The organism is Streptomyces sp. NPDC020875, from assembly GCF_040641415.1.
Classification (GTDB): domain Bacteria; phylum Actinomycetota; class Actinomycetes; order Streptomycetales; family Streptomycetaceae; genus Streptomyces.
This window is the reverse complement of sequence record NZ_JBFADP010000037.1, coordinates 24,244-39,381: the sequence shown is the minus strand read 5'-3', so window position 1 is coordinate 39,381 and position 15,138 is coordinate 24,244. Positions and strand designations below refer to the sequence as shown.

At 73.4% G+C, this 15,138-nt stretch carries 18 protein-coding genes; 8 read left to right on the top strand and 10 right to left on the bottom strand.

Features of this window, described 5'->3' with window-relative positions:
- Positions 1-9: 9 nt before the first annotated feature.
- Both AB0G74_RS21750 and AB0G74_RS21745 read right to left on the bottom strand, forming a co-directional pair.
- Positions 10-1,077 (bottom strand): aminotransferase class V-fold PLP-dependent enzyme, encoded by a 1,068-nt coding sequence (locus AB0G74_RS21750; RefSeq protein ID WP_361148681.1) that lies wholly within the window; start codon positions 1,075-1,077, stop codon positions 10-12.
- Between the two features lie 601 nt (positions 1,078-1,678).
- Positions 1,679-2,332: a DsbA family oxidoreductase gene (locus AB0G74_RS21745; protein WP_361148679.1), complete on the bottom strand. Its 654-nt coding sequence runs from the start codon at positions 2,330-2,332 to the stop codon at positions 1,679-1,681.
- 241 nt (positions 2,333-2,573) lie between these two features.
- On the opposite strand from AB0G74_RS21745, the gene AB0G74_RS21740 reads away from it, so the two are divergent.
- The 5 genes from AB0G74_RS21740 (at position 2,574) to AB0G74_RS21720 (ending at position 8,921) form a co-directional block, all read left to right on the top strand.
- Positions 2,574-3,842 (top strand): histidine kinase, encoded by a 1,269-nt coding sequence (locus tag AB0G74_RS21740; RefSeq protein ID WP_361148677.1) that lies wholly within the window; start codon positions 2,574-2,576, stop codon positions 3,840-3,842.
- 86 nt (positions 3,843-3,928) lie between these two features.
- Complete coding sequence (locus AB0G74_RS21735) at positions 3,929-4,588, top strand: response regulator transcription factor (RefSeq protein ID WP_361148763.1); 660 nt, start codon at positions 3,929-3,931, stop codon at positions 4,586-4,588.
- Between the two features lie 117 nt (positions 4,589-4,705).
- The gene (locus AB0G74_RS21730) at positions 4,706-6,151 is read left to right on the top strand and encodes a penicillin-binding transpeptidase domain-containing protein (protein WP_361148675.1); all 1,446 of its coding nucleotides are present in this window, start codon (positions 4,706-4,708) and stop codon (positions 6,149-6,151) included.
- Between the two features lie 191 nt (positions 6,152-6,342).
- Positions 6,343-7,581 carry an MFS transporter gene (locus AB0G74_RS21725; protein WP_361148673.1) on the top strand — a complete coding sequence of 413 codons (1,239 nt, stop codon included), beginning with the start codon at positions 6,343-6,345 and terminating at the stop codon, positions 7,579-7,581.
- A 71-nt stretch (positions 7,582-7,652) separates the two neighbouring features.
- Positions 7,653-8,921 (top strand): TerD family protein, encoded by a 1,269-nt coding sequence (locus AB0G74_RS21720; RefSeq protein ID WP_361148671.1) that lies wholly within the window; start codon positions 7,653-7,655, stop codon positions 8,919-8,921.
- Between the two features lie 409 nt (positions 8,922-9,330).
- On the opposite strand, the gene AB0G74_RS21715 is transcribed toward AB0G74_RS21720, so the two are convergent.
- From AB0G74_RS21715 to AB0G74_RS21700, 4 genes are all read right to left on the bottom strand, one after another.
- Entirely contained in the window at positions 9,331-9,570 is a 240-nt protein-coding gene (locus AB0G74_RS21715) for a hypothetical protein (protein ID WP_361148669.1), read from the bottom strand.
- Positions 9,563-9,829, bottom strand: coding sequence for a hypothetical protein (locus tag AB0G74_RS21710; protein WP_361148667.1), 267 nt, complete (start codon positions 9,827-9,829; stop codon positions 9,563-9,565). Before AB0G74_RS21710 ends, AB0G74_RS21715 begins: the two co-directional genes overlap by 8 nt.
- 232 nt (positions 9,830-10,061) lie before the next feature.
- A complete protein-coding gene (locus AB0G74_RS21705) occupies positions 10,062-10,790 on the bottom strand; it encodes an NUDIX hydrolase (RefSeq protein ID WP_361148665.1) in 729 nt (242 codons plus the stop codon).
- Positions 10,787-11,560 carry a TauD/TfdA family dioxygenase gene (locus AB0G74_RS21700; protein WP_361148663.1) on the bottom strand — a complete coding sequence of 258 codons (774 nt, stop codon included), beginning with the start codon at positions 11,558-11,560 and terminating at the stop codon, positions 10,787-10,789. Before AB0G74_RS21700 ends, AB0G74_RS21705 begins: the two co-directional genes overlap by 4 nt.
- A gap of 163 nt (positions 11,561-11,723) precedes the next feature.
- On the opposite strand from AB0G74_RS21700, the gene AB0G74_RS21695 reads away from it, so the two are divergent.
- From AB0G74_RS21695 to AB0G74_RS21685, 3 genes are read left to right on the top strand one after another with little or no spacing between them, the layout of a single operon-like run.
- Positions 11,724-12,152, top strand: coding sequence for an NUDIX hydrolase (locus AB0G74_RS21695; protein ID WP_361148661.1), 429 nt, complete (start codon positions 11,724-11,726; stop codon positions 12,150-12,152).
- 6 nt (positions 12,153-12,158) lie between these two features.
- On the top strand, positions 12,159-13,301 hold the full coding sequence (locus tag AB0G74_RS21690) for a helix-turn-helix domain-containing protein (RefSeq protein WP_361148659.1): 1,143 nt from the start codon (positions 12,159-12,161) through the stop codon (positions 13,299-13,301).
- A complete protein-coding gene (locus AB0G74_RS21685; RefSeq protein ID WP_361148657.1) occupies positions 13,301-13,537 on the top strand; it encodes a hypothetical protein in 237 nt (78 codons plus the stop codon). The genes AB0G74_RS21690 and AB0G74_RS21685 overlap by 1 nt, the downstream gene beginning before the upstream one ends.
- Before the next feature lie 166 nt (positions 13,538-13,703).
- Here AB0G74_RS21685 and AB0G74_RS21680 read toward each other — a convergent pair whose 3' ends face one another.
- The 4 genes from AB0G74_RS21680 to AB0G74_RS21665 are packed head-to-tail and all read right to left on the bottom strand — an operon-like array spanning position 13,704 to position 15,029.
- On the bottom strand, positions 13,704-13,892 hold the full coding sequence (locus AB0G74_RS21680) for a hypothetical protein (RefSeq protein ID WP_361148655.1): 189 nt from the start codon (positions 13,890-13,892) through the stop codon (positions 13,704-13,706).
- A 2-nt stretch (positions 13,893-13,894) separates the two neighbouring features.
- Positions 13,895-14,131 (bottom strand): hypothetical protein, encoded by a 237-nt coding sequence (locus AB0G74_RS21675; protein ID WP_361148653.1) that lies wholly within the window; start codon positions 14,129-14,131, stop codon positions 13,895-13,897.
- Positions 14,128-14,286 (bottom strand): hypothetical protein, encoded by a 159-nt coding sequence (locus AB0G74_RS21670; RefSeq protein ID WP_361148651.1) that lies wholly within the window; start codon positions 14,284-14,286, stop codon positions 14,128-14,130. The genes AB0G74_RS21675 and AB0G74_RS21670 overlap by 4 nt, the downstream gene beginning before the upstream one ends.
- Positions 14,283-15,029, bottom strand: a complete 747-nt coding sequence (locus AB0G74_RS21665; protein WP_361148649.1) for an NUDIX hydrolase — start codon at positions 15,027-15,029, stop codon at positions 14,283-14,285. Before AB0G74_RS21665 ends, AB0G74_RS21670 begins: the two co-directional genes overlap by 4 nt.
- Positions 15,030-15,138: the final 109 nt, after the last annotated feature.

Genomic DNA, 15,138 nt, shown 5'->3' with positions numbered 1-15,138 from the left:
CCCCCTGGGCTATTCCGGGGCGGGGGCCGTGGGCGCGGTGCCGTCCAGGACCGCGAGCAGCCGGTCGACATGGGCGGGCGTGTTGTAGAGATGGAACGAGGCCCGCAGGTTCCCGGCCCGGGCGGAGGTCACGACCCCGGCGGCGGCCAGCTCCGGCACCCGGTCCGCGAGCCCGGGTACGGCGACGATCGCGGACTCCCCCGGCAGGGGCGCGTACCCCCGCTCGGCCAGCCCCTCCCGCAGCCGCCCGGCCAGCGCCGTCACCCGCCGGTACACCGCGTCCGCCCCGGCCTCCGCCAGGACCTCGAGCGACTCGGCGGCGGCGTGGAAGGTCAGATAGGCCGGTGACTCGTCGAACCGCCGCGCGGTGGTGGCGAGCCCGGCCGGAGGACCGTACAGCGCGCCGTCCGCCGAGGCGAAGACACCCGGGAACAGCGGCTCCAGAGTCCCCTGCGCCTCTTCCGTGACGGTCAGGAACGACAGTCCGCGCGGCGCGAGCAGGAACTTGTACGCCACGGTGACCGTGAAGTCCCACTCCCCCGCCCGCCACGGCAGCCAGCCCGCCGACTGGCTCGCGTCCAGCAGGGTCCGGGTACCGTGCGCTGCCGATGCCGCCCGTACCGCCGCGAGATCCGCGATCCGCCCGTCGGCGGACTGCGCGGCGGAGAACGCGACCAGGGCCGTACCGGGGCGGATCCCTTCCGCGAGACCGTCCAGCGGTACGAAACGCGTCTTGAGGTCGCCGCGCGCCGCGAAGGGCATGATCACCGAGGCGAACTCCCCCTCGGGGAAGAGGACCTCCGCGCCCGGCGGCAGCGACCTCGCGACCAGCCCGACGGCCGTCGCGAGGGACCCGCCGACGGCCACCCGGTCGGCGTCCGTCCCCGCCAGCCGGGCGAAGGCGGCGCGTACGGCGGTCACGGTCCCGTACTCCCCGGCGCCCCCGGGCCGCCCGGCCGCCAGCTCATCGGTCAGCGCCCGGACGGCGGCAACGGCACGGCGCGGCAGAACGCCGCAGGAGGACGTGTTGAGATACGTCGTACGCAGCCCGAACTCGCGCCGGACGAGATTCTCCATCCGCCCACCCTGCGACGCCGCTCCCCGCGGGTCAACCCGGCGAGCCCCGCGCGGCGCCGGGCGCCGCGGGCGGCAGGTGGCTTGCCGCGCAGTTCCGCCCCCTCATGCCTTCGGCAATGGGGGACCCCAGCGCCGCGGCCCTCCGGGCGACGCCGTCTGCCCTGCCGGGCCGGTGCATCCCGCGCGCCTGCGACCCGGTGGTGGGCTGGTCGCGCAGTTCCGCCCCCTATGCCTTCGGCAATGGGGGCCCCAGCGCCTTGGCCCTCCCGGGCATCGCCGAAAGACCCGGGTCCCGCCCGGCGGCCTGATGTTGTTCGCGGTCCGCACCACCGTCGTGGCTTGTCGCGCAGTTCCGCCCCCTATGCCTTCGGCAATGGGGGGACCCCCAGCGCCACCTGGGTTGCTCTCCTCGTCGCCCTCGTAAGGAGGCGGGCTCCTTTCCAGGGGCGGGGAGCGGGAGAGCATTTAGGGGCGCGGGGAACTGCGCGACAAGCCACCCACCGGGCCGCGGGCGCGAGGGATACCCCGGCCCGGCAGGGCAGACGGCGGCGCTACCCGGGAGAGCCAGGCCGCCGGGCGGAGCCGGGTTCTCAGGGGCGGGCTATGTCGACTGCGGCTCGCGCGCCGCCCACGCCCGCTCCAGCGCCTGCGCGAACGTCTCGACCGGTTGCGCGCCCGAGATCCCGTAGCGCCGGTCGAAGACGAAGAAGGGGACTCCCCGGGCGCCCAGCTCCGCCGCTTCCCGTTCGTCCGCGCGGACCTCGTCCGCGTAGGCGGAGCGGTCGGCGACCACCGCGCGTACCTCCGCCTCGTCCAGTCCGGCTTCGACGGCGACGGCGATCAGGACCTCGTCGTCGTAGACGGACCGCTCGTCGGCGAAGTTCGCCCGGTAGACCAGGTCGAGCAGCGCGCTCTGGCGGCCCCGGTCCTTCGCCAGATGGAGCACCCGGTGGATGTCGAAGCTGTTGCCGTGGTCGCGGTGCGCGGTGTCGTACGGCAGCCCGTCGGCGCGGGCGGTGGCGGCGACGTGCTCCTCCATGCCGCGCGCCTCGTCCTCCGTACGCCCGTACTTCTCGCGCAGGATCTCGACCACCGGAACGGTCTCGTGCTTGGGCCGGTCGGGGTCGAGCTCGAACGACCGGTGCACCACCTCGACCTCGTCGCGGCCGGCGAACTCCGCCAGCCCCCGCTCGAAGCGTGCCTTCCCGATGTAACACCAGGGGCAGGCGATATCGCTCCAGATCTCGACGCGCATCACGACCGTCTCCCCGCCTCTCTCTCGCCGTCCGAACTCTTCGGCACTCATGCCCTTCGGCACTTCCGCTCTTCGGCTGGGCTCAACGCCCCCCGGGCCCGGCGCATTCCCGTCCGGCCCCGCGACTCCGCCTCACCGCCTCACCGCCTCACTGCCGCGACTCCGCCGCGCCGCCGGGCCGCTCCTCGGGCCCGCCGCCCGGCGGTTCGTGCTGGTCGGGGACATGGCAGAGTCTGCCCTCATGGGACGACGGGGGATCTTCGGGCGCCGGGCCGGGGCGCGCTGGCTGCATCTGATACTGGGCGGCGCCCTGTTCATGCCGTTCTGGCTGCTTTCGTCGGTGCTCTGGTCGCCGGTCGTCCATTCCGGCGGGCTGTTCGGCTCCTCGATCTCCGCCCAGTTCACCGCGTATGCGCTGGGCCTGCCGCTGGCCGCGGTCGCGGGTCTGGCGGCCCCGGTCAGGCCCCTGTCGGTGGCCGCCGCGCGGGGCCTGTGCGGACTGCCGGACGATTCGTTCGCGGAGGGGCCCGCGCGCTCCCGGGCCGCCAGGACCCGGTCGGCGGGCTGGTTCTTCCTCCATACCGGGCTCGGCGCGCTGATCAGCGGGGCGACGCTCGCCCTGCCGCCGTTCGCGGTGGCCGTGATCCTGATGCCGTTCTTCCCGGGCCTGCGGTCCGCGATGCGGGTCCCGGACTATCCGGTGCCGGTGCTGGCCCTCTTCCCGGTGGCGGGCGCGGCCATGCTGGTCGCCCTGGCGGGCTGCGCGGCGGCGGCCGGATACGTACTGGCCAGGGCGGCCCCCGTACTGCTGGGCCCGACCCCGGCGGACCGGCTGGCGGTGGCCGAGCGGCGGGCGACGGAGCTGGCGGAACGCAACCGGCTCGCGCGGGAGCTGCACGATTCGGTGGGGCACGCGCTGAGCGCCGTGACGCTCCAGGCGGGTGCCGCGCGGCGGCTGCTGGACCGCGATCCGGAGTTCGTCCGGGAGGCGCTGGCGGATATCGAGGAGACCGCCCGCCGGACGGTGGGCGAGCTGGACGCCGTACTCGGGCTGCTGCGCGACGACGGCCCGTCCGGCGATCCGAACGGCCCCGGTGGCCCGACACTCGCCGATCTGGACGGGCTGCTGAGCCGTGGCGGCGTCCCGGTGACGGCGGAGCGCTCGGGCGACTCCGGCGCCGTACCGGTACCGGTGTCCCGGGAGGCGTACCGGATCGTCCAGGAGGGGTTGAGCAATGTCCTGCGGCACGCCGGGCCGGTCCCGGTGTCCCTGACCATCGCCGTACACGACGAGGAGCTGGAGATCACGATGGAGAATCCGCTGCCGGACCGGCGTCCGGTGGTCCGCCCCGGCGGGGGCCGCGGGCTGCGCGGCGTCACCGAGCGGGCCGTGCTGCTGGGCGGGGTGTCCGAGGCGGGCGCCCGGGAGCCGGAGGGGGTGTGGCGGCTGTACGCGTCGCTGCCCCTGGCCGCCGGGCGCGGCGAGCGGATCGGGGAGGGCGGCCGGTGAACGGCGATGTGACAGGCCCGGCGGCGGGCACCGCCGCGACGGACGCGAACCCGGGGACCGGTCCGGGCACCGGCGCTCCCGCGCCGATCCGGATCGTCGTCGCCGACGACGAGCGCATGGTCCGGACGGCCCTGCGGGCGATCCTCTCCGCCGAACCGGATCTCGCCGTGATCGGCGAGGCCGTGGACGGCGCCGAGGCGGTTTCGGTGGTCCGTGAGCTGGCCCCCGACGTGGTGCTTATGGACGTCCGGATGCCCGGGATCGACGGCATCAGGGCCACCGAGCGGATCCTCGCCGACGCGGCGGGGCGGGGGCCGGGCGCGCCGCGGATCCTGGTGGTGACGACATTCGAGAACGACGCCTATGTGTACGACGCGCTGCGCGCGGGCGCCGCGGGCTTTCTGCTGAAGCGCGCGGCGGCGGAGGACCTGGTGGCGGCGGTCCGGCTGGTGGCCCGGAGCGATTCGCTGCTCTTCCCGTCGGCGCTCCGGTCGCTGGCCGCCTCGTACGGAGGCCCGGCGGCCGGTTCGCCGCCGCCCTGGGCGGCCCGGCTGACCGAGCGGGAGGCGGATGTCCTGCGGCTGATGGCGACGGGGCTGACCAACGCGGAGATCGCCGGGCGGATGGCGATCGGCCCGGCGACGGTCAAGACGCATGTGGCGTCGGTGCTGGCGAAGACGGGCACCCGGGACCGGACGCAGGCGGTGATCGCGGCGTACGAGTCGGGCTTCGTCTCCCCCCGCTGACGGCGCGCGCCGTGTCCGGTGGGCGGGGCGCCCCGCCCACCGGCCCAGCACCGGCGCCCCGACCGGGACATGTCAGGGGGGAACCTTCGCGGGGGCGCCGGTCGTCTTCCGGACGGGATGAACAAGACGATCAGACACACCGCCGTCTTCAGCCTGCTGCTGGTGCTCGCCCTGCTCCTCCGGGCCACCTGGGTACAGGCGTACGACGCGGAGGCACTCGCGGACAACGACAAGAACCGGCGCCAGGTCATCGACCAGTACGCGCAGCCGCTGGGCGACATCGTGGTGGCCGGGACCCCGGTCACGGGCTCGAAGCGGAGCGAATCCGGGGACCTGGCCTATCAGCGGACCTACCCGGAGGGCGGTCTGTACGCGGCGGTGACGGGCTACAGCTCGCAGGCGTACGGCTCCACCCAGCTGGAGGGCATCCACAGCGGTGTCCTGGACGGCACGGACGACCGGCTGAAGGACCCGGTGGACGCGCTCACCAGAGCCCAGCAGGAGCCGGGCGACGTCCTCACGACCATCGATCCGGCGGTGCAGGAGGCCGCCTTCGAGGCGCTCGGCGACGTCAAGGGCGCGGCGGTGGCCGTGGAACCGGACACGGGCGAGATCCTCGGCCTGGTCAGCACCCCCTCGTACGATCCGTCGACGATCGCGGGGACCACGGACGGCGAGGCGTGGCAGAAGCTGCTGGACGACCCGGACAAGCCCATGGTCAACCGGGCCCTGCGGCAGCCGCTGGCACCGGGCTCCACGTTCAAGCTGGTGGTGGCCGCCGCCGCCCTGGAGAAGGGGCTGTACGGGTCGGTGGACGAGTCGACGGCCAGCCCGATGCCGTACACACTGCCGCTGACGACGAAGCCGCTGCCGAACGACATCGCGAACGCGCCCTGCGAGGACGCCTCGATCCGGACCGCCCTGCGCTGGTCGTGCAACAACGTCTTCGCGAAGATGGCGATCGACCTGGGCCAGGACGAGGTGCGGGCGATGGCCGAGAAGTTCGGCTTCAATTCGGAGCCGGACGTTCCGGTGCGGGCGTACGAGAGCGTCTACCCGAAGGGGCTCGACGCGCCGCAGACCGGGCTGACCGGGATCGGCCAGTTCGACGTCACCGCCACCCCGCTCCAGATGGCGCTGGTCTCGGCGGCGATCGCCAACGACGGCGTCCTCAAGGCCCCGCACATGGTCTCCCAGGTCGTGGACTCGGAGGGCACGGTCCTCGACTCCTACGACGGTGGCAAGGGCGAGCGGATCCTCTCCGAGAAGACCGCGGGGCAGCTGCGGGACGCGATGGTGACGGTGGTCGAGGACGGTACGGCGTCGAACGCCCGGGTCCCAGGTGTCGAGGTGGGCGGCAAGACGGGCACCGCGCAGCGGGGCGTCGACAACAGCGGCAAGCCGTACGCCTGGTTCACCTCCTACGGCACGGACCGCGACAGCGGGAAGCAGGTCGCGGTCGCCGTGGTGATCGAGGACGCGGGCGGCCCCCGGGCCGAGGTCAGCGGTAACGGACAGGCGGCGCCGGTGGCCCAGAAGATCATGGCGGCCGCGCTGAAGTGACCGGCCGCGCCACGGGCGGGGTAAGGCAGGGGGACCCCCCGCCTTACCCCGCTTTCCGTTCTCCCCGGGCGCCCGGATAGGGCGTATGCCCGATCCGCGAGGGGGTCCTCAGCGACCAGGCTGGTCCTATGGGCGGACCGGCACCCGGACCGGTGCTGGTCGGGTGGGAACGGATTGAGGGGGACGCGCGGATGGCGTGGGGTGCGGCGGCGGTACTGCGCGACCGGAACGCCCGGCTCTGCCTCGGCGGGGTCGTCGTCTCCGGCTTCGGCACGTCGGCGCTGTGGCTGGTCTCCGGGATCTGGGTGAAGGACCTGACCGGTTCCGACGCCCTCGCCGCGCTCACCGCCTTCGCGATGTGGGCGCCGATGCTGATCGCCCCGCTGCTGGGCGCGATCGCCGACCGGGTCCGCCGCCGACCGCTGCTGATCGCCCTCGACCTGGCATCGGCCGCCCTGCTGCTGCCGCTGCTCCTGGTCGACTCGGCCGACCGGATATGGCTGCTCTTCGCCGTCCTCGTGCTGTACGGCGTCTGCGGGGTGATCCACGACGCGGCCGAGACGGCACTGGTGCCCTCGGTGGTCGGCGACCGGCTGCTGGGCGACTTCAACGGGCTGCGGCTCACCGCGAACGAGGGCACGAAACTGCTGGCCCCGCTCGCGGCGGCCGGTCTGTTCGCCGCGTACGGCGGCACTCCCGTCGTCCTCGCCGACATCGCCACGTTCCTGGCCGCCGCCTGGCTCTTCCTCCTGCTGCGGATCCGTGAACCGGCCCCGTCCCCGGCCCGGGCACGCGGCGGCACCGCCGAGGGCCTGCGCGCGATCCGCTCCTCCCCCGCCGTCCGCCCCCTGATCCTCGCGGGCTCGGTGACGATGCTGCTCGCCGGGGTCAACGGCGCGCTGGTCTACGCCGTCGCCGACTCCGTACTCGACCGCTCCCCCGCCTTCGTCGGTGTCCTCTACGCGGCCCAGGGCGCGGGCTCGGTCCTGACCGGTCTGCTCACCGGCCCCCTGCTGCGCCGCATACCGGAGCACCTCTTCGCGGCGGCCGGTACGGCGCTCTTCGCGCTCGGCGCCGCGGCCCGCGCCCTGCCGTCCGACGCCGTGGCCCTGGCGGCGAGCACGGCCGTCGGCCTCGGCCTGCCGTGCGTCCTGGTCGCGGCGATGACGGCGGTCCAGCGCCACACCCCCGAACGGTCCCTGGGCCGTACGGCGGCGACCGCGAGCACCCTCCTCTACGCCCCAAACGCGGTGGCCCTCGCCCTCGGCGCCGGTCTGATCACGGTCCTGGACGTCCGGACGATCCTCCCGGCGGTGGGCGCGGCGGGCCTGATCACGGCGCTGCTACTGGCCCGGCCCCCGGCCCGGACCCCGGCCCGGGATACCGGTTCACCCCGTCCCGGCGCCTCCCGGTGTGCTCCCGGAGAGTGAAAGGAGGCAGCGGACGGAAGCGGACGTGAGGGTAAGGGAACGGCAAAGCGGTCCCGATCGTTACTTCTGGCATGACCGCTATGACCCCCGGCTCGAACATTCCGCTCTCCGCCCCCCGTGTGGCGGTGGACGTCGCCGCGCCCGTGCGGCTCGACGTTTCGGGCCTCCTTCTCACCGCCGACGGCAAGGTGCGCTCCGACGCCGACTTCATCTTCTACAACCAGCCCTCGGGCCCCGGGGTGACCTATCGCTCCGGCGGCGGGGCCGCGCCGGACGCGATCGTGGTGGACACGGCGGCCGTGCCGCCGGGGATCGAGAAGATCGTCGTCACGGCGAGCCCGGACGCGGCGGGGCAGACCTTCCAGGGCGTCGAGCCCACGGCGACCGTCCGCGACGGTGACAGCGGGGCGCCGCTGGCGACCTTCACACCGCCCCGGCTGGGCGCGGAGACGGCGCTGGTCGTCATGGAGATCTACCGGCGCAACGGCGTGTGGAAGGTCCGTGCCGTGGGCCAGGGGTACGCCAACGGGCTGGCGGGCATCGCCACCGACTTCGGAGTCTCCGTGGACGAGGAGCCCGCCGCCGCGCCCGCCCCCGCTCCGCAGGCCCCCGCCGCCCCGGTGACGCCGCCGCCCGCGCCGCCCGCCCCCCGGGCGTACGCCAACTCCGCCGCGCCGACCCAGCCCGGTTTCACCCCTCCGGCCGTCGACCCCCGCACCCCCGCGGCCCCACCCGCGCCGCCCGCTCCCCCGGCCGGCTCCGGCAAGATCAATCTGGACAAGGGCCGGGTCAGTCTCCAGAAGAACCAGACGGTGTCCCTGGTCAAGGGCGGCCGTCCGCTGCTCTCCCAGGTCAAGATGGGCCTCGGCTGGGAGCCCGCGTACCGGGGCAAGGACATCGACCTCGATGCCTCCGTGATCGCCTACGGCCCCCAGCGGAACCATCTGGACAGCTGCTACTTCGGCAAGCTGACCATCCTCAACGGCTCCATCAAGCACTCCGGCGACAACCTCACGGGCGAGGGCGCGGGCGACGACGAGGTGATCACGGTCGACCTGGGCAGGCTGCCCGCCGATGCCACCGGCCTGGTCTTCACGGTGAACTCGTTCTCCGGCCAGAAGTTCACCGAGGTCGCCAAGGCGTACTGCCGACTGCTGGACGCGGCGACGGGTGAGGAGCTGGTCCGCTTCGACCTGACGACCGCCGAGCCCCAGACGGGCGTGATGATGGCGAAGCTCATCCGCCAGTACTCGGGCGAATGGGAGATGACGGCCATGGGCGACTTCGTGAAGTCCCGCACGGTCCGCGGCATGGTGAAGCCCGCGGCCCAGGCGCTGTAGGAAACGCACAGGTCAGACGCATACAGGCCGCCCGGCGGCCCGCTGGCACCTCGCGCAAGGGGGTGCAGGCGGGCCGCCGCTTCGGTTTGCGGCACTCCACCCGCAGAGGAGGCGACCTAGAGGTTTTCTGTAGGTTTTTAGAGCTTTTTGGAGGCTGCCCCCGCGATCCTTTCCCACTCGTCTCCCGCCTCTGGCACGCAAGACCGGGGGCGGACCGCCACCTGGAGGGGTGTTGTCTACGCGGTCCGCCCCGGCCGTCTCTCCCGGGCCGCACCACGCGGATTGCCGCCCGCATCCGCACCACCCGACTCCGCGCCCGCCTCACACAGGAACGGCTCCCCGGCCCGCGACGGGGGCGCAGACCGGGGCTCGTCCCGGCCACGAGGCGCCCGAGCCCCGCGGCCGGGGTCTACTTCCCCGACGGCCGACACCGCGGCGACCGGGCCTGAACGGGCGGCGGGAGCAGGGGCTCCGGTGGCGTACGGAACCCGGCCTCGTCCATCCCCGGCGGTACGGGCGGACGGCACTCGGGGTGCGCGTAGAAGGAGGGGCGGCAGCCGGCCATCGACTCCACCAGCAAGCGGTTCTCGTCAGTGCCGTCGACGGACCGACCGCAGCGGTAGCAGAGCTGGAGTCCGGTGCTAACCACGGGGCATCGCCTCCACGGGAAGGATGTACTCGGCCGCGCGGATCGCCTGCTCCGCCTCGGCCCGGACACAGTCGGCGTGTGCCGGGCAGGCGTGCAGCTCAAGGTCCGGGCTGGACGGCTGCGGAAGCCCGGCCACCGGCAGAACACCGCGGCTGGTGCGGCACACCCGGCAGACCACCAGCGAGGGTACCTCGGCGACGGCCTTCAGCTTGGCCGTGATTCGGCCGATGGCCTCCTCCATGAAAGGGCTGACCGGCACGGTGACGATCGGCCCCTCCGGCACGGCACGGCGGGGCCGGTCCGGGCAGACAGCGCCACCGCACCGGCACGGCCGCCACGCCGACTCGGGGGCAGCAGACGGGGACGGATCCGGCCCGGCCGGGGCGGGCACTGCCCGCTGTCGGTACCCGCGGGTACGATCTCTCACATCGACTCCTCGATAGTCGTCCACCCCCGGGCCCGGCCGGGCCGCGGGGATCACTCACGCCCGGTCAGCGGGCGCTCGCCGTCGCGGCGTACGTCGCCAGGCTGCGGGCCGCCATCCCCAGCAGATGCAGACCCGCCGCCGGATCCTTCTCGCCCGAGTCGAGCAGCTGGCGGGCGTGCCCAGCGCTCTTCAGCACCAGATCCCGATACCGGGCCTCCACCAGCGAGCGGCCGTACCGCTCGACCGCGTCGACGTGGGTCCGGATGTGGTGCTGGAGACGGCGCCGCAGCGCGTCGGCGGTCTCGCCGGTCGGCCGGGTGGCGGCCAGCTCCTGCGCCAGGGCGGCGTCCGCGATCACATCGGCCAGATCCACCGGGGGCCGCTCGCGGGCGCGGAGGTGCTCCAACGCGGGGCCGTAGACGCCCTGCGGGATGTACTTCGTGAGGTCGTCGTGCGGGATCCAGCGGGCCGCGTCGACCTCGGCGGGGGCGGCTACACACGGCTGGCCGCCGAGAAAATCGCAGGCCACGTACACGATCCGCCGTCCGGTGTCCTGGTGGATGCGGCTGCCGAGGACCGGGGACCGGCGGCTGCCCGGGGCGACGGAGATCCCTGTCTCCTCGCCGGTCTCCCGTACGGCCGCCGCCTCGGCGGGCTCGCCGGGGAGGATGGCGCCGCCGGGGAACTGCCGACGGAGCGGGCCCTCCGGGACGCGGCGCCGTACAAGCAGCACATGACGGTCTCGGGAGACTACGGCCAGGGCGACGGCCGGTGGGTGCTCAGAAGCCGTCACGGGCAGATCTCCTTCGCCCTCGCAGCAGGCACCGTCGGCAGACCGGGGAAGCCAGCGGCCATGGCGAACCTCGGCTCGCCGAGGGCGCGCAGGAACCTCCGGTCGCCGGAGAACTCCGTACGGGCGTGGAGCCAGCGGTGGTTGTCGATGAGATACGCCTGCCCGACAGACAGCGCTATCCGGTGCTGAGCCGCCGTGATCGCGGCACGCAGGTCGCCCAGATACGGCTCCGCCAGTGGGCTCCAGCGCGCCAGGCGGTCGAGTCGCAGCCGGACGCTGACGCGGTTGCCGGGATGGCGGGTGAAAACCTGAGAGGCGTGGCCGCTGCTCGTACCGAAGTGCACCGACCTCGGCCTGAAGAACTGCTCCGCCGCCTCTGCCGACAGTGTGCCCAGTACCTCCTGGCCGTCCGCCAGCAGACACTCCCCACCGGCGCCCGCCGCCTTCTGGCAGGCCAGGAGCATCAGCCGTGGCGGCCTCGGCATCTGCGCTCGTTCGGAGTGGGGGGCGAGGGAGTCGGTTCCGAATCCGGCGTAGCCGGGGCGGCCGTGGTGGCGGGCGACATGCTGGATGGCCGTGAGGCCGTCCGGGTCGCTGTCGGGATGGACCCACGGGACGAGGAGCCGTTCGACAGCGGCGAGGACATCCGATCGCGTCCGCAATCCGTCCAGGAGGGCCATTCCGCATGTCCGCAGCTGGGTACGGATGGCGGGCATCGACGAGGGATGGTGCACGTCGTACGGATTGCACGCGAGGGTCGGCACGAACATGTCGGCTCCTGTCGGCGGCTGATGGGACAACTCTTCGGCCCGGCACCGGCCCCCGTCGAGCGACGGATTGTCGACTCGGGCAAAACGCACCAACCGGCCCGCCGATCAGGGCCGCGTGCTACGTTCCGAGCACCCGCTCACGCAGCGCAGACCGAGGACTCTCATGCCGTACACGCCCTCCCTGTGGCCCGTCTCCGTCAAGGCCGTAGCCCTCGACAGCAAGGGCCGTGTGCTGTTGCTGAAGAACGAGCGGGAGGAGTGGGAACTGCCCGGCGGGCGACTGGAACTCCCCGGTGCCGACAGCCCCGGCGACGACAGCCCGGAGCGGACCGTCGAACGCGAACTCCGGGAGGAGACCGGCTGGACGGTCAAGGCCGGCCCCCTCATCGAGGGCGGTGTCTGGATCTACGAGCCCATCCCCGGGCGCCGGGTGCTCATCGTGACCTACGGCTGTACCGTCCTGCCCCCCGACCAGGAGCCCGTGCTCAGCCACGAGCACAAGCAGATCGGGCTCTTCGCCCCGGACGAGGTTCCGCACCTGACCATGCCGCAGGGGTACAAGGAGGCCATTGCGGCGTGGGTCGGGCGGTGACCTCCGGTGAGCGCAGGAACCCATGCGACGTGGCACTGGGCGACACCCCAGGCCCAGAAGCTGCTGGCGACGGGTGACCTCGGCGCCATCCTCCGCTTCTACCGGTCGGTGCACGGCCTGACGCAGACACACCTCGGCCAGCAGCTCGGTTACGACAAGACGTACGTCTCGGCCTTGGAGATCGGCAAGAGGACCCTCGACGACGTGGGATCCCGCCGACGGCTGTGCCGGCAGCTACGGCTGCCGCCACACATCCTGGGGGTCACCGACACGTCGGACACCGACCACCGGGCGATGGTCCAGTTCGGGGAGTCCACCATCCGGCTTGCCGAGATCGCCCGCCAGTCCGGGCACGCCTCGGCGGCGGTGGAGGAACTGTGGCCCGTCGTCGCACGGCTGGAGGCCCGGGTCGACGACGGCCACACCGAACGCGAGGTCTTACGTCTGCTCGCTCAGGCCCGGGTCGGCCTCGGTGTCGCCCTCGGCAACGTCCTCCCCGAAGAACGCCTCAGCACCGCCGCCCACTGGACCGCGAAGAGCACGCACATCGCCGACTACTTCGACGATCCGGTCATGACCTCGTACGTCCTGCGGATGCACGGCAACGAACTCCGCAAGGCGGGCCTCACCGGGGCCGCCGTCGAGCGCCTCCGCCGCGCCACCGCCGTCGCGCCGACACCGGACGCCCGGGCCGCAGCCCTCCCTCTCCTGGCACGAGCAGCAGGCGCCCTCGGAGCCGCCGACCTCTTCGACCGGACCATCGACGAATGCCACAGGCTGCTGGACTCCGTCGGCCACACCAGCCTCTTCAACCCCTTCGCCCTCCACGAGATCCGGATGCGCGGCCTCATGTCGACCGGCCGAACACGGGAGGCGATACTGCTGGTCGACTGCGGCCCGACCCCCACGACGGCCGTAGCGCCTCAGTGGCGCGTGATCGAACTGACCACCGTCGCCCGCGTGCGGCTCCTCGGCGGCGACCAGCACGGGGCAGCCGACTGCCTCACCGCCGCGACGCACGAAGCCACAGTCCAGCGGCTGCCCCACCAGCTCCAGCGGATCGTGCGAGCTGCTGATGACCAGCTGCCCGAGTGCCGTGGCGCCGCCGAAGCCGCGCTTGAAGCGCTGAAGCAGGAGCTGGCCGCCTGATGTTCGGCGTCCGGCACCCTCGCGTAGGATCCGGCCGCGGCCGGATCGAACTCGCAGACGAACTCATCGCGCTCGAAACCGCGGCGTGGACAGAGATCCGCGACGGGCGGCTCACGGTCGACACCGCCGCCGCGGTACAGGTCGCGGTCACCGCCCACGCCCAGGCCACCGGGCAGCAGAGGTACGCCGTCGAATTGGTGCTCAAGGCCCGCGACCGGCGGCCCGCCGACGCGTAGCCCGCAGAGGGCCTACGCCCCGTCCATAGCGGTCTCGTACGCAGCCGTCCACCAGGGCCTCCCAGGGGGCGGCGGCGCGGTACGCGAAGGCATCGACTACGCCGCCCGCCCGGACATCGACGGTCCGCGGCATGAGTGAAGCCCGCGGCCCAGGCGCTGTAGCGCGTCAGCGGTCCCTCGGCGGCACGGAAGCCTCGGCCTCCGTGCCGCCGGGCCGTCCGGGCATGCACCGCGCGCACAGGTACATGGCGGGGCGGGCGCCGGAGGCTCCGTCGTCCCACCAGATGCGGTGCTCGTCCGTGCCGGGTACGGAGCCGCAGCAGCGCTGGCAGCGCTCGATACCGGTGTCGGCCATGCCTATCGGGTTCCCTTCCCGGCCCGCGCGGCGGCGGTGATCCGGTCGATGGCCGCCCGCATGAACGGGGTGACGGGCACGGTCACGATCGGCCCGGGCGGTGTGCGGCGCCCCGGCCGGTCGGGGCAGATGTCGTTCCCGCACCGGCACGGCGGCCAGGCGCGTTCGTCGGCGGCCGGTGGGGACGGTTCCGGCTCCGGGCCGTCCGCCCGTCGATGTTCGTCGTCGCGCTGTGTCATGTCGACTCCTCTTCGTACTCGGGTGCCTCGTCGGATGCGGTGAGTTCGGGTCGTTCGGTGTCGGCCTCGGCCCGGGCGACTACGGTGACGGCGGCCAGCCCCGCGAGAACGGCGGCCCACAGCACGACACCGGCCCCCACTCCGTCGCCGGTCACCCGGCTTCCTTGCGCCGGGCCGCGTAGAGCGCGAGGGTCTCCACCAGTCCGGCCAGCCGGACCAGCGCGACGCCCGGGTCCTCGACGACCCGCCGGACGTACCGCACGGTGTCGAGTACGACCCGCCGGTGCGACCCGCGAAGACTCCGCCCGTACGCCTCCCCGGGGACGGCCAACGCGGTGGCGTACTCCCGCAGCCGGTGCCGCAGCGCTTCGACGTCCGCCCCCGCCGAAGCGGCACGTGCGCGCCGCACATCCGCCGCGACCTCGCCGAGATCGATGCCGTCGCCCGCCGGCAACCCCGCGAGGTACTCCCCCACCGGCGGATACACCTCCCCCAGGTACCGGCGCAGATCGCCCCGGGCCACCCAGAGGACGGCACCGATCTCCCCCGGCGCTGCCACCTCGGGCCGGGTGCTCGCGCCCCGGGCGGGCACGCAGACGACATACGCGACGTCCCGCCGGGACACGGGATGCGCCCGCACCCCCAGTAACCGCCCGGCCGTCACGATGAGCCCGGTCTCCTCCCGCACCTCCCGCACAGCGGCGGCCTCCGGCGTCTCACCCGCCTCGATCCATCCCCCGGGAAAGGCCCATTCCGGCGGCCCATTCACACGACGGACGAGCAGGACGCACCCGTCCACACGGGGGACGACGCCCACCGCGACGGCGGGCCGGGGCGTGCTCGGCAGGTACGGAATGAGGTCCCCCGACGGGGGCTGTTCGTCAGTGCTGTGTGACATATCGACTCCAGCTCGTCGTGTACCGCCGGTTCGAAAAGTCCACCGGGGCGCGCCGTCATCAGCCGGGCTGTGACGGCCACTCCAGTCAACGACCGCGCCACCGCTAACC

What these genes read in the sequence shown, in the direction of transcription:
- AB0G74_RS21750 (WP_361148681.1), bottom strand. Translation starts at nt 1,077, where the DNA reads ATGGAGAATCTCGTCCGGCGCGAGTTCGGGCTGCGTACGACGTATCTC.
- AB0G74_RS21745 (WP_361148679.1), bottom strand. Translation starts at nt 2,332, where the DNA reads ATGCGCGTCGAGATCTGGAGCGATATCGCCTGCCCCTGGTGTTACATC.
- AB0G74_RS21740 (WP_361148677.1), top strand. Translation starts at nt 2,574, where the DNA reads ATGGGACGACGGGGGATCTTCGGGCGCCGGGCCGGGGCGCGCTGGCTG.
- AB0G74_RS21730 (WP_361148675.1), top strand. Translation starts at nt 4,706, where the DNA reads ATGAACAAGACGATCAGACACACCGCCGTCTTCAGCCTGCTGCTGGTG.
- AB0G74_RS21725 (WP_361148673.1), top strand. Translation starts at nt 6,343, where the DNA reads ATGGCGTGGGGTGCGGCGGCGGTACTGCGCGACCGGAACGCCCGGCTC.
- AB0G74_RS21720 (WP_361148671.1), top strand. Translation starts at nt 7,653, where the DNA reads ATGACCGCTATGACCCCCGGCTCGAACATTCCGCTCTCCGCCCCCCGT.
- AB0G74_RS21700 (WP_361148663.1), bottom strand. Translation starts at nt 11,560, where the DNA reads ATGTTCGTGCCGACCCTCGCGTGCAATCCGTACGACGTGCACCATCCC.
- AB0G74_RS21695 (WP_361148661.1), top strand. Translation starts at nt 11,724, where the DNA reads ATGCCGTACACGCCCTCCCTGTGGCCCGTCTCCGTCAAGGCCGTAGCC.
- AB0G74_RS21685 (WP_361148657.1), top strand. Translation starts at nt 13,301, where the DNA reads ATGTTCGGCGTCCGGCACCCTCGCGTAGGATCCGGCCGCGGCCGGATC.
- AB0G74_RS21680 (WP_361148655.1), bottom strand. Translation starts at nt 13,892, where the DNA reads ATGGCCGACACCGGTATCGAGCGCTGCCAGCGCTGCTGCGGCTCCGTA.
- AB0G74_RS21675 (WP_361148653.1), bottom strand. Translation starts at nt 14,131, where the DNA reads ATGACACAGCGCGACGACGAACATCGACGGGCGGACGGCCCGGAGCCG.
- AB0G74_RS21665 (WP_361148649.1), bottom strand. Translation starts at nt 15,029, where the DNA reads ATGTCACACAGCACTGACGAACAGCCCCCGTCGGGGGACCTCATTCCG.